The organism is Streptomyces sp. NPDC004838 (genome assembly GCF_053600955.1).
Window position 1 is genome coordinate 123724 of record NZ_JBSGAW010000001.1, and the last position, 13238, is coordinate 136961.

The 13238-nt window shown below is 70.8% G+C and carries 10 protein-coding genes; 3 read left to right on the plus strand and 7 right to left on the minus strand.

The genetic code is table 11. The annotated features are described in order from the left end of the window. Positions 1-83 precede the first annotated feature (83 nt). Complete coding sequence (locus tag ACWEFL_RS00530; protein ID WP_451705318.1) at positions 84-731, plus strand: GNAT family N-acetyltransferase; 648 nt, start codon at positions 84-86, stop codon at positions 729-731. A 117-nt stretch (positions 732-848) separates the two neighbouring features. Here the strand turns inward: ACWEFL_RS00530 and ACWEFL_RS00535 are convergent, their stop codons facing one another. From ACWEFL_RS00535 to ACWEFL_RS00565, 7 genes are all read right to left on the minus strand, one after another. Then, positions 849-1535 carry an ADP-ribosyltransferase gene (locus ACWEFL_RS00535; protein ID WP_451705319.1) on the minus strand — a complete coding sequence of 229 codons (687 nt, stop codon included), beginning with the start codon at positions 1533-1535 and terminating at the stop codon, positions 849-851. 79 nt (positions 1536-1614) lie between these two features. Then, positions 1615-2835 (minus strand): YncE family protein, encoded by a 1221-nt coding sequence (locus ACWEFL_RS00540; protein WP_451705322.1) that lies wholly within the window; start codon positions 2833-2835, stop codon positions 1615-1617. After that, complete coding sequence (locus tag ACWEFL_RS00545) at positions 2835-3653, minus strand: polysaccharide deacetylase family protein (RefSeq protein WP_451705324.1); 819 nt, start codon at positions 3651-3653, stop codon at positions 2835-2837. The genes ACWEFL_RS00540 and ACWEFL_RS00545 overlap by 1 nt, the downstream gene beginning before the upstream one ends. 438 nt (positions 3654-4091) lie before the next feature. Then, positions 4092-4670: an ATP-binding protein gene (locus ACWEFL_RS00550; RefSeq protein ID WP_451706147.1), complete on the minus strand. Its 579-nt coding sequence runs from the start codon at positions 4668-4670 to the stop codon at positions 4092-4094. A gap of 310 nt (positions 4671-4980) precedes the next feature. Further along, on the minus strand, positions 4981-5751 hold the full coding sequence (locus ACWEFL_RS00555; protein ID WP_451705327.1) for an enoyl-CoA hydratase/isomerase family protein: 771 nt from the start codon (positions 5749-5751) through the stop codon (positions 4981-4983). Positions 5752-6012: 261 nt separating this feature from the next. Continuing rightward, positions 6013-7260: a L,D-transpeptidase gene (locus ACWEFL_RS00560; RefSeq protein ID WP_451705329.1), complete on the minus strand. Its 1248-nt coding sequence runs from the start codon at positions 7258-7260 to the stop codon at positions 6013-6015. 214 nt (positions 7261-7474) lie between these two features. After that, on the minus strand, positions 7475-8701 hold the full coding sequence (locus tag ACWEFL_RS00565; protein ID WP_451705332.1) for an Ig-like domain-containing protein: 1227 nt from the start codon (positions 8699-8701) through the stop codon (positions 7475-7477). A 484-nt stretch (positions 8702-9185) separates the two neighbouring features. Here ACWEFL_RS00565 and ACWEFL_RS00570 point away from each other — a divergent pair, with 484 nt between their 5' ends. Beyond that, positions 9186-11174 (plus strand): ABC transporter ATP-binding protein, encoded by a 1989-nt coding sequence (locus ACWEFL_RS00570; protein WP_451705333.1) that lies wholly within the window; start codon positions 9186-9188, stop codon positions 11172-11174. After that, complete coding sequence (locus tag ACWEFL_RS00575; protein ID WP_451705335.1) at positions 11171-13096, plus strand: ABC transporter ATP-binding protein; 1926 nt, start codon at positions 11171-11173, stop codon at positions 13094-13096. Before ACWEFL_RS00570 ends, ACWEFL_RS00575 begins: the two co-directional genes overlap by 4 nt. The last annotated feature ends 142 nt before the right edge of the window (positions 13097-13238 follow it).

Genomic DNA, 13238 nt, shown 5'->3' on the forward strand with positions numbered 1-13238 from the left:
CTTCTCGGTGCACTACTTGACGGAGGTCAGATTAACGTCAGGTCCGCGTGAACCGGCCGGGGGCCGTCGAGGATGATGAATCGATGAACGATGAGCTGGGTCGGATCCTGGAGTCGGCGGCGCGCGGGGAGTTTCCGCCGCCGGACGGGACGACGACCGTGATCCGCGGGACGAACGCGCGCGACGCGGGGGTGCTCGCCTTCACCGCGCACTCGGTCGTCTTCACGGACGAGGATCCGGAGCGGGTACGGGAACTGCTGGCCGCCGCCCCGTCGGATCCGCTCTCCGCCACGATGAACCCGGTGTTCCTGGCGGCGATGCTGGCGCGCACGGGCCGCTCGATGGACACCATCGATCTGATGACGGTGGCCGGTGCGCTGCCGGGTGTGCCCGAGGTCGGGCTGCGGGAGATCGAGTCCCCGGATCATCCGCGTGTGGCACGGGCGAGGAGGCGTCGGGACGGTGTACGGGTCTGGGCCGCCGAGGGCGGGGTGCTGATCCTCGGGCGTGGGGTCGGGGGGCGCTGGGAGTGCGCGATCGAGGTCGACGAGGAGGCGCGGGGACGGGGTCTCGGCCTCGCGCTGGCGCGTGCGGCACGCCAGTTGGTGCCCGGCGCGGCGGTGTGGGCCCAGCAGTCTCCGGGGAACGCCCGCAGTGTGCGGACGTTTCAGAAGGCGGGCTTCCGGCCCGTGGGGTCGGAAGCCGTGTTCTTCGCGATGGCGCCGGGCTGACTCGGGCGGGCTCGGTGAAGCGCGCTGCCTTCCGACGACGCCCGGCGCTGTTCGGGGCCGCCGCCCGGTGCGCCGGGCGGGCCGGGCTCTCCGTCCGGCCGGGCCCGGTACGGACGGCTACTCGGCGCCTGTGGCGGCGGGGAAGGGGTAGGTGCTCCGCCAGGGCTTGTAGTGCGGATTGTCCTGGCACTCGTTCATGATCTCGACCTTCGCGGCCTTGTCGACCGGGCAGACCCCGACGATGAACTCGCGGGCCACGCCGCCCGGGAAGGCCACCTCGACCTGGTCCGCGTACTTGTGGGTATCGCCGATGGTCTTGTTCACGTCGACGCCGCCGGGTGCGTCGATGTAGTAGTTCCAGCCGTTCCGCCAGGACTTGTAGAGGTCGTGGTTGTACGTCGTGGACACATACGGGGACGGCTGGTTGACCAGGACGTACTTCTCGATGTCGTACTGGCCGTCGAGGGGCGCTTTGGGGTGGAAGCCCTGCTCGAAGACGATCTCCGGGCCCCGGCCGTCCGTGCGGTAGAGCTGAAGGCAGTCGGCGCGCCAGGACGGTTCGGGGGTGATCCGGTCGATGTCGACGCGGCGGTCGGCGGCGGCGAAGAGACGGTCGTCGACCTTGGGACAGGAGTTGGCGGGGGCCGCCTTGAGGGCGGCCGTCCTCGTCGAAGGCGCCGCGGCGGCGAGCGCGGGCGTGGCGGAACCGGTGGCGGACGTCGTGGCGGCGGGGACGAGCGCGGCGGACAGGGACAGGGCGAGGACGACGACAGCGGACCGTCGCCGCGGGCGAGTTGTGATCATGGGCATCACTTTCTCGGCCGTGCGGCGACGGTCCGGGACCCTCACTCGAAGGTGAGTGGGTCGGCTGTTCAGGTGACGGTCAGCGGAAGACCCCGGTGTGGCCGAGCGAGTAGCGGCCGGGCTGCGGATAGACCGCGAGCCCGTGCGGGCCGCTGCCCACGGGGATGCGGGCGAGCTGTTCGCCGGTCTTCGTGTCGATGGCGTACACCTCCGAGTCGTAACGCCCGGAGAGCCAGAGCACCTTGCCGTCCGCCGAGACACCGCCCATGTCGGGGCTGCCGCCGTCCGGCAGCCGCCATTTCTTCGTCAGCTCGTTCCGTTTGAAGTCGAAGATCGAGACGGACCCCTCACCGCGATTGGAGACGTACATCTCCTTGGAGTCCCGGCTGATGTAGAGGCCGTGGCAGCCCTTGCCCGTCGGCAGGAGCTTGGGGGTGGTGAACTTCTCGCCGTCCAGCACCCACATGCCGTGCGCCGTCATGTCCGCGATGTAGAAGGTCTTGCCGTCCGGGGAGATCTTCACGTCCTGCGGCATCGCGCCCTTGAAGGGGAGCTTCTGCTGGCCCACGACCGCCATCTTCTCCGTGTCGACCTTCAGCAGTTCGCCGGAGAACTCGCAGGAGACCACGAAGTACCGGCCGTCGGCGGAGAAGTCGGCGTGATTGACGCCGTAGCAGGTGACCGGGACCGTCTTCTTGCGGTCCATGGTGTGCGGGTCGCGGAAGACGAGTTGCCGGTCCAGGGAGGCCATGACGACCGCGTACTTGCCGTTGGGCGTGAAGTAGAGGTTGTACGGGTCGTGGACCTCGACCGGCTTGCCCGCCTTGCCCGTCGCGGGGTCGATCGGGGTGAGCGTATGGCCGCGGTTGTTGTTCACCCACAGGGTCTTCAGGTCCCAGGAGGGGACGACGTGCTGCGGCTGGACGCCGACCGGGATCGTCTCGACGACTTTGTAGGTGGCGGGGTCGATGACCGAGACGGTGTTGGAGTTGGTGTTGGGGACGTACACCTTCGAGGGGAACTTCTTCACCACGGGCGAGAGTTGGTTGGGCCGGTTCGCCGCGTAGATGTCCTCGGGGTCGGTGACCGGGGGCATTCCGGGCAGTCCGGCCGGGGCCGCGCCGTCGGGCCGGGCGGTCTTCGCCTCGGCCGACGGGGTGCCGTCGGCGCGGGTGGTCCGGCCGGTGTCCGTGCCGCAGCCGGCGAGCGCCGCGAGCAGGGCTCCGGCGAGCAGTACGCGGGTCCGCCGGGTGGCCGGCCGTCCGGTTCTCTGGGGGGTTGTCTGGGGGCTCGGATGCATCAGCTCAGCAGCTCCGTGGTGGTCACCGCGCGAAGTCCGCGCCGGTTGAGGTCGTCGAGAAGGGCCGGCATGGCGGCGACCGTGTCCGCGTAGCCGAAGTGGAGGCTGACCACCGATCCGCGCTGGATCCGTCCGGTGACCGTGCGGATCACGGCCGTGGCTCCGGGCGAGGTGTAGTCGGCGGAGTCGAGGTCGTACGAGAGGAGGTGCGGGTATCCGGCCCGCTGGGCGAGCCGGATGACGAGCGGGGTCCCGTACCGCGTACGCGAGGGCCGGAACCAGGTGCCGATGGAGCCGGTGAGCCTGCGCAGCCGCTCCGCGCATCCGGTGATCTCCGCGTAGGCGTCGGCCGCGGGCATCTCGTTGACGGACAGATGGCGCTGGGTGTGGTTGCCGAGGTCGTGGCCGCCGTCGAGGATCCGGCGGGCCAGGTCGGGGTGCTGGTCCAGCCAGCTGCCGACCGCGAGCACCGTGATCCGGGCTCCGGCGCGTTCGGCCTCGGCGAGCAGGGCCTTGGCGGTGGCGGGGTCGCCCCCGCCGTGGAAGGTGAGGGCCACCCGGTCTCGGTCGCGGGGACCGTGGGTGATCTGCGCGGGCCGGCCGGGGAAGCGGCGGGCGGCGGGAGCGGGTCCGAAGGCGCGGGCGGCACTGGGCGTAGGAGACGGCGGCGGGGACGGGGCCGGGGACGGGGCCGCTAAGGACGGCGCGCCGCGTGCCGGGGCGGGACCGGCGTCGTCGGCGCAGCTCGTGGTGAGAGCGCCCGCGACGGCGGCCCCCGCTCCGGCACGCAGCGCGCGGCGGCGGGCGATCGGGGTCACGGGAGAGGACAGTAGACAGACGGTAGGAAATAAGTACTGATTACCCCGATTCAGGTAGTTTCGTGAAGCCCTACGACCGGGCGCGCACACGGTCGGCCACGCCAAGGAATCAGTAGCCCGTGATCAACTACAGCCATCGCTTTCAAGGTCGGTGACCCATATCACCGATGATCCATTAGTCAATCATCACATTTTGCGGCTTATGACGGAAAATCTCATTTGGATGCTCTGCCGCCGTCTGCCATAGTCGGGAACACGACCGCCCTCGACCCTGGGATCGGTCGTCGACAGCGGCCGTGGAAACACCCCCCATTCCACGGCGCTCCACAGAAGCCCCCGGCGCGCCGCACCCCCGGACCGCACGGGGGCTTCTGCGTGTCCGCCGAGACGGTCCGCACCGGGGCCTCCCGGCCCGGCGGGCGCTGCGGCCCGTCAGGGCTAGGCCGTGCCGGAGGCCGAGGTGGTGTGACGGGCGGCGGGGACACGCATCTCGAACCAGGTCGTCTTGCCGCGGGGCAGCAGATCCACACCCCAGCGGTCGGAGAGTTTGTCCACGAGGAAGAGCCCGCGCCCGCTGACGTCCATCGGCTGTACCGGCAGCAGACAGGGCAGGCCGCGCGAGGGGTCACGGATCTCGACCCTGATCCAGCCCGGTCTGCGCGCCATCCGCAGCCCGAAGACGCGGGCGCCGGTGTGGCGCACCGCGTTCCCCACGAGTTCGGACACGAGCAGGACGGCGGACTCGGCGATCTGCGGGGAGAGCGCCCACTGGCGCACCACGACCGAGTGCGTCAGCCGCCGCGCGGCGGCCGCGGATTCGGGCCGGGAGGGGAGACGGACCTCTTCCTCCGTGGGGTCGCCGAACAACTCCAGAGCCTTCAACGCCTGTTCGTCCTCGACGGCAGCCGCCCACCTGGTCGCGGTAGCGCTGTCGCGCTGCCGCGGTTGTTCCACACCTTCGAGGCCCGCCATGCCCCCATCATGGCCGCTAGGAGCGCTTTCTGTGGCCGTTCCCATGGAATACGGCCCCCGGAACTGCTCATTCCGGGGGTGCGCGGGGGCATATGACAGGGACCTCATGCGCACACTCCTGCCCACCCCGAGCCGCACTGACACCCTGTCAATAGCGGCCCGCTTGTGATCGCCGCGCCAGATGCCTTCATGCCGGTTCAAGGTCCGGCGACGGTTCGGCCCGAGTCGCCATGGGCCTCACGGACCGCTCGTCGCGCTGCTCGGCCTGTGGACCGGGCCGCGCGGCGGCGCCGGACGCCCGGACCCTCCCGCTGACCGGGAGAGTCCGGGCGCTGTGGACCCGCCGGCGGGTGGCTCAGAGGAACTTGGCCTTGCCGGGCCCCTCCTCCACGAAGCTCCGCATCCCGCGCTCCCGGTCCTCCGTCGCGAACAGGCCCGCGAACCAGTTCCGTTCGATCGCGAGGCCGGTGTCGAGGTCGGTCTCCAGACCGGCGTCGATGCACTCCTTCGCCGCGCGCAGCGCCAGCGCGGGCCCTTGGGCGAGCTTCGCGGCCCAGGCGTGGGCCTGCTCGTACACCTCCGCGGCGGGCACGACCCGGTCCACCAAGCCGATGGCGAGCGCCTCTTCGGCCCTGACCTGACGGCCGGTGAAGATCAGGTCCTTGGCCGTGGAGGGGCCGACCAGCCGGGCGAGGCGCTGGGTGCCGCCCGCTCCCGGAATCAGGCCCAGCAGAATCTCGGGCTGGCCGAGCTTGGCGTTGTCCGCGGCGATGCGGAAGTCCGCGCAGAGCGCCAGTTCGCAGCCGCCGCCGAGTGCGTAGCCGGTGACGGCCGCGACGACGGGCTTGGGGATCCTGGCGACGGCGGTGAAGGAGTCCTGGAGCGCACGGGACCGCACCACCATGGCGGCGTGGTCCATGACCTGCATCTCCTTGATGTCCGCGCCCGCCGCGAACACCTTCTCGCCGCCGTAGAGGATCACCGCGCGCACGTCGTCGCGGCGGGTCGCCTCCTCGGCCAGTTCGCGCAGGCGGTCCTGGAGGGCGATGTCCAGGGCGTTCATGGGCGGGCGGTCGAGCCGGATGGTGCCGACGCCCTCGGAGACCTCAAGCTTCACAGTCGTCATGAAGGCAGGTTAACCGGGGCTAACCGACGGGAGGCGGTGCGCTCTCTCACATCCGAGGGGCGCTCCCGCGGGCCCCGCGATCGGGGTGGGGGCCGGTCGGACGGGGGTGAGGACCGCTCGGGGCCGATCGGGGCGGGGGTGAGGACCGGTCGAAGCCGGTCGGGGTCCGGAACGCCCTCGATCGCCGGACGGGCTGGAACTTCCAGTCCGTCCGGCGATCGGGGAGAGTCGGCGGGAGCTGAGATCAGGCGGTGCGGGACCTTACTTGATCCACTCCGACCAGGACATGTTCCAGCCGTTGAGGCCGTTGCTCGGGGCGATCTGCTTGTCCTTGGAGTTCTTGACGATCACGACGTCGCCGATGAGGGAGCGGTCGTAGAACCAGGCGGCCGGGGTGCCCTTGTCGCCCGCGCCCCGGGCGTCGCGCAGTCCGACACAGCCGTGGCTGACGTTCTGCGATCCGAAAGTGCCCGCCGAGGCCCAGTAGTTGCCGTGGAGGAAGGTGCCCGAATCGGAGAGGCGCATCGCGTGCGGCACGTCCTTGATGTCGTACTCGCCGCCGAAGCCGACGGTGGCGCCGTTCATCCGGGTCACCTTGTGCTTCTCGCTGATGACCATCGTGCCGTTGTACGTGGTGGTCGCCGGGGCGCCCGCCGTGATCGGGAGGTTCTTGATCTCCTTGCCGTCACGGACGACGACCATCCGCTTGGCGGAGGCGTCCACGGTGGAGATCTGGCTGCGGCCGATGGTGAACGACACCGTCTTGGCCTGCTTCCCGTGGACTCCCGGACGGCCCTCGACGCCGTCGAGGTTGAGCTTCACGGTCACCTTGGTGCCCGGGGTCCAGTACTTCTCCGGGCGGAAGTCGAGGCGGTCGTTGCCGAACCAGTGGCCCTCGATCGGCACGGACGGCACGGACGTCACCGTGATGGCCTTCTCGACGGCCTCCGGGTTGGTGATACCACGGGTGAACCTGATCGAGACGGGCATGCCGACACCGACCGTCGAGCCGTTCTCGGGCGTGTAGTGGCCGACGAAGGTGTTCTTCGGCACGAGGGTGGTGAAGGTGGCCTCCTTCGCGGACTCGCGCCCGTCACCGTCCTTCGCGATGGCGTGGACCTTGTACTTGGTGGAGCCGGCCAGATGCCCCGACGGCTGCCAGGAGGCGCCGTCCGAGGCGATCTTTCCCTCGACCGGGGCGCCCTCGGCGTCCTGGACGGTGACCGCGGTCAGCTTGCCGCCGGCGGCCGTGACCTTCAGCGCGCCGCTGGTCGCGACGGCGGTCGCACCGTCCTTGGGAGCGATGGTGACCACCGCGGCCGAGGCCGCGTTCCCGACCTTCCCGGCGTCCTTGCCGTCCTTGCCCCCGCCGTCCTTGCCGGAGCCCCCGCCCCCGCAGGCCGTCACCAGCACCAGCATCGCCCCGACGACGAGGGCCAGCAGCACGGAGCCCCCACGCCCGCGTGCCGCCCCGTCAGCCGTCGCCCCCGATATCGGATGCCCGTTCACACTGGTCTCCCCTCGCCCCGGCCTGGCCCCGCCACGGCCCGTTCCCCCGTGCGACTCTCGTACGCACTTCGACAGAAAACCACACGCGCAGTTTCCGTTTGTTCCCGTGAATGTCACCGTTCCGTCCCAACCCGTCGTCCGACTCGGGTACGGGGCGGGAAGCGGAAGAACCGGGCGGAGGGCGGGCGGCGGCCCGAGGGGGGGGAAGGCGAGGTCAGCGCAGTGCCGACCCGTTCTTCCAGAGATTCCAGTCCATGTTCCAGCCACTGAGCCCGTTTGCGGGATCGACCGTTTTCTCGCGTGAGTTGACCACTTCGATGACGTCTCCGATCAGAGTCCGGTCGAAGAACCAGCCGGCCGGGGTGTCCGCGTCGCCGCCCTTCACATCCAGCAGCCCCACACAGCCGTGGCTGACGTTCGTCTGGCCGAAGACATCGGGCGACGCCCAGTAGTTGCCGTGCAGGAAGGTGCCCGTCCGGGTCAGCCGCATCGCGTGGGGCACGTCCTTGATGTCGTACTCGCCCTTGCCGGTGGAGTCCGTGAAGCCGACCGTCGCGCCGTTCATGCGGGTCACGTCGTACATCTCGCTGACCACCATCTTCCCGTTGTACGTGGTGGACTCGGGCGAGCCGGCGGTGATCGGCACGGTCGCCAGGACGTTCCCGTCGCGCCGGACCTCCATCGTCTTCGCCTCCGCGTCGACCAGGGAGACCTGCGAGCGGCCGACGGTGAAGGAGACGGTCTTGTCCTGGATGCCGTACGAGCCCGGAGCGGCCTCGACGTCCCGCAGCCGCAGATCGACGGTGACCTCGGTGCCGGGGGCCCAGTACTTCTCCGGACGGAAGTCGAGCCGGCCCTCGCCGAACCAGTGGGCCGCGATCTCGACGGGCGGATCGGAGACGACGGTGATGGCGCGCTCCACGGCGGCCCGGTCCACGATCTTCCGGTTGAAGTCGAAGGAGACGATCATCCCGGTCCCCACGGTGGCGCGGTTCTCCGGCTTGAAGTAGCCGATGAAACGGCGTTTGGGAACCTCGGTGGTGAAGCTGGTGTGCCGGGCGGTCCGGCGGCCGTGCCCGTCGAGGGCGACCACGTCGACGCTGTACTTGGCGGCGAGGCCGAGCGCGGTCCCGCTCCGGGGGGTCCAGCGCAGACCGTCCTCGGAGATCCTGCCGGGGACCTCGGCGGGGGCATCGTCCTCGATCCGGGTCACCCGCACCCGTTCGAACCGTCCGCTGCGCAGCCGCACTTCGAGCGGGCCCTGGCGGTCGACGTTCTCGGCGCCGTCCGCCGGGACGATCCGGATCGCCTCCTCGGGCGACCGCGGCTTGCCGCTGACGCCGAGGCTCCCGCCGGTGCAGCCGGTGAGCCCGGCCATCAGTCCCGCCCATGCCAGGGCGACGACCGCGCCCCTCCCTGCCCGCTTCAGTACGTGTCTCACGCCCCACCCAACGACCACGGGCCAGCGGGGGAAACGTGGGCGAATGTCGGGAGGCGGGCGGTGCGGGCAGAACAGGTGGGGGAACCATTCGGCTGGAGCGGCCGGGACGTCGTGGCATCCGGCCCCCGGCGGTCCCAGGAGCCGCGGGAGGCCGCAGGTGTCGAGCACGGCCGACCGGGAATCGGCGCGGGAGGTGCTTCGCCGGAGGCGGGACGGTGGGGGTGCGGTCCGTGGTGCTGCTGAAGGTGACGGGATGAGCGGCGCGGGGCGCGTACGGCTTCGGCGCGGGACGCGTACGGCTGGCGCGGCGAGCGGTCGCGGAGGCGGTGGGGCCAGGGGCCACTCGCGTACAGCCTCGGTACGGAGGGGGCGGCAGTCAATGGGCCGGGCGGCCGAGCGGCTGCCGCCCGGCCGGGTCGGCGTGAGGTTCGGCACGCCAAAAGGAGATGAGAGGTGTCAGTGGTGAACCGTAGGCTCGCTCCTGATGCCCACCACACACGCCACCTCCAAAGAACGGTCCGTCGTGCGCTCGCTGCTGCGGCTGTGGCCGTATGTGCGGCCCGTCCGCGCCCGCCTGTTCGCCGCGGCCTTCGTCGCGATCGTCGCGTCCTGTCTGAGCCTGGTCATCCCGCTCGTACTGAAGTGGATCGTGGACGGACCGGTGGCCGGACGGGATCCCGGCGGGGTCTGGCTCGGGGCGCTCGCGCTGCTGCTGCTCGGAATCGCGGAGGCGCTGCTGTTCGGCTTCCGGCGATGGCTGGTGGCACGCCCGCTGGCCGGGGTCGAGGCGTCGATGCGGGCGGATCTGTACCGGCATCTCCAGCGGCTGCCGGTGTCGTTCCACGACCGCTGGGCATCGGGGCAACTGCTCTCCCGCGGTACGACGGATCTGATGCTGGTGAGGCTGTTCCTCGCGTTCCCGCTGACCTTTCTGCTGGTCAACGGCACGACCATCGTGGTCGGCTATGTGATTCTGCTGGGGCAGGACTGGACACTCGGCCTGGTGCTGATGATCCCCATCGTGCCGCTGGTGGTGATCTGCTCCTACTTCGAGTCGCGGTACTCGCTCGCCGCGCGGCGGGCGCAGGACCAGGTCGGCGATCTGACGACGGTGGTCGAGGAGAGCGTGCTCGGCATCCGGATCACCAAGGGCTTCGGCCGCCATCGCAGTCAGGCGGTCGCCTTCCGGGAGCTGTCGCGGGAGCTGCGCGGCACGGAACTGGTCAAGGCGCGGCTCCTGGCGGGCATCTGGGCTCTGATCACCACCATCCCCGAGCTGGCCATCGGCGCGGCCCTGGTCCTGGGCACGGTCCAGGTCGCGGACGGGAACCTCTCGGCGGGCACGCTGGTGGCGTTTCTGTCGACGGCGCTGGCGCTGCGCTGGCCCGTGGAGTCGATCGGCTTTCTGCTGGCCATGAGCCAGGAGGCGGCGACGGCGACGGAACGGTACTTCGAGGTCCTGGACGCCGAGGAGGAAGCGGACGTTCCGGCCGCGAAGGCGGTCGGCGTCCGGCGCGGCGGGCACGGCGGGCACGGCGAGGGCGGGCGATCGTCCGGTGCCAGGCGGCCATCCGGGACCGGCGCGGAGGGCGAGGACGGGCCGCCGTCCGGTATCGGCACGGGCGGGCTGCGGTTCGAGGGCGTCGAGTTCCGGTATCCCGACGCGCCCGCGGATTCGCCGCCGGTGCTCGCGCACGTCGATCTGCGCGTACGGCCCGGCGAGACGATGGCCCTGGTCGGCGGCACGGGCAGCGGGAAGACCACGCTCACCGCGCTCGTACCCCGGCTGCACGACGTGACCGGCGGGCGGATCACACTGGACGGCGAGGACATCGCCGCGATGCCGCGGGAGCGGCTGCGGGGGCTGGTGTCGATGGCGTTCGAGGAGCCGACGCTGTTCTCGGCGACGGTCGGGGAGAACATCCTGATGGGCGCGGCGGAGGGCTCCGGGGGCGCGGATCTTGACCGGGCGCTGGAGGTGGCCCAGGCCGATTTCGTACGCTCCCTGCCCGACGGCGCGGACACCGAGGTCGGTGAGCAGGGCCTGAGCCTGTCGGGCGGTCAGCGCCAGCGGCTCGCCCTGGCACGCGCGGTGGTCGGCGAACCCCGCTTCCTGGTGCTGGACGATCCGCTGTCGGCGCTCGACGTCCACACGGAGGCGCTGGTCGAGGCGGCGCTGCGGAGTGTTCTGGAGGACACGACGGCGCTGGTGGTGGCCCACCGCCCGTCCACCGTGCTGCTCGCGGACCGGGTGGCCCTGCTCTCGGGGGGCCGCATCACGGCGGTGGGCACCCATCAGGAACTGCTGCGGACGAACGCGGAATACGCCTGGCTGATGTCGGGCGCGGAGGCCGGGCAGACCGACGGTCCGGTGGCCGGGCAGGCCGGCGGCGCGGAGGCCGTTCGGACCGGCGGCGCTGAGCCCGGCGGAGGCGACGGCTCCGCCCATGTCATGGAAGGAGACGTCCGATGACCGCCACCACCACGTCCGGCGCCGGATCCGGCGGCGAGGAAGCGGGCGGCTCGGGCGACCGGCGGGACAAGGAACCCCGCACCCCGGACGACCGGCGCGACGCGACCACCCGCGCCCCGGAGGGCACCCGTGAGGACCCCTTCGACCAGGACGATCTGCCGACCCCCAAGGGCGCGACCGGCGCGCTGCTGCGTTCGCTTCTCTCGCCGCACCGGGCCCGGCTCGTCCGGATCGCGCTGATTCTGCTGTTCCAGCAGGCCGCCGTGCAGGCGGGCCCGCTGCTCGTCGCGTACGCGATCGACCGGGGCGTGCCCGCTTTCCGGCGCGACGACTACGGGCCGCTGATCGCCGTGGCCGTCGGCTACGGGGTGAGCGCGTTCGGGGCCGGGCTGCTGCAATACGTCTTCATCATGGCGTCCGCGCGCGTCAACCAGGACGTCCTGCTGGATCTTCGCGGCCGGATCTTCCGGCACGCACAGGCCCTGAGCATCGACTTCCACGAGCGGTACACCTCCGGGCGGCTGATCTCCCGTTCGACGACGGACGTGGAGTCCCTGCGTGAACTCCTCGACGAGGGACTCCAGGAGCTGATCAACGTCTTCCTGTCCTTCGTCTACATCTCCGCGATGCTGCTCTGGCTGGATCTGAGCCTCGGGGCGGTGGCCGTGGCCTCGTTCGTACCGCTGTATCTGCTCGTACGGCTCTATCAGCGTCGTGCCAAGGTCATCTTCAGCGAGCGGTCGACCGCGATCGCCTCCGTGATCGTGAAGTTCGTGGAGACGATGAACGGCATCCGGCCGGTGCGGACGTTCCGGCGGGAGCGGGCGAACGACGCCGAGTTCGCGCGGCTGAACGAGCGTCACGGCCGGAGCAACGGAGACGCGATGCTGGAGATGGCGCGCTACACCGTCGGCTCGCGCCTGGTCGCCAACACCGCCGTCGCCGGGATCGTGCTGTGGGGCGCGTACCGGGTCGCGGAGGGAGCGCTGGCGCTCGGCGTGCTGGCCGCCTCGGTGCTCTATCTACGGCGGCTGTACGACCCGATCGACCGGCTCGGGATGTTCCTGAACTCCTATCAGTCGGCGGCGGCTTCGCTGGAGAAGATCGCGGGTCTGCTGGCCCAGCGGCCCTCGGTCCCGCAGCCCGAGAACCCGGTCGAACTGCCGCCGAGCCGTGGCGGGCAGCCGGGCCGCGAGGTCGTCTTCGAGGGGGTCGGCTTCGCCTACCGCACGGGCGGCGAGGTGCTGCCCCGCTTCGATCTGACGATCCCGGCCGGCCAGACGGTCGCGATCGTCGGTTCGACGGGCGCGGGCAAGTCCACACTGGCCAAACTGCTGGCCCGCTTCTACGACCCGACGCAGGGCCGGATCGTCCTCGACGGCGTCGGCGTCCACGAACTGTCGACGCCCGAACTGCGGCGCGGGGTGGTGATGGTGACCCAGGAGGCGTTCCTGTTCTCCGGCACGGTCGCGGAGAACATCGCCATCGGACGGCCGGACGCGACCCGCGAGGAGATCGAGCAGGCCGCGAAGCAGATCGGGGCACACGATTTCATCGCCGGGCTGCCGGAGGGGTACGACACGGACGTACGGAAGCGGGGCGGCCGGATCTCGGCCGGTCAGCGGCAGCTGGTCGCCTTCGCGCGGGCGCTGCTCGCCGATCCGTCCGTACTGATCCTGGACGAGGCGACGAGTTCGCTGGACATCCCCGGTGAGCGTGCGGTGCAGCGGGCGATGGACACGGTGCTGCACGGGCGTACGGCGGTGGTCATCGCACACCGGCTCTCCACGGTGGAGGTCGCGGACCGGGTACTGGTCATGGAGCACGGCCGGATCGTGGAGGACGGCACGCCGGCCGAACTCATCGGCGGCACGGGCCGGTTCGCGGAACTGCACCGGGCGTGGCGGGACAGCCTGGTCTGAGCGGGATCTGTCCAGGATCCGCCGCGACCGGGTGAACGCGCAACGCGATCCGGCAGTTGCTTGGCACCTGATTCTCAAGTGACGATCATCTGGTCGCTGTCGACGCCCATCGACCGCGAACAGGGCTGATGGGTCGAGAAAC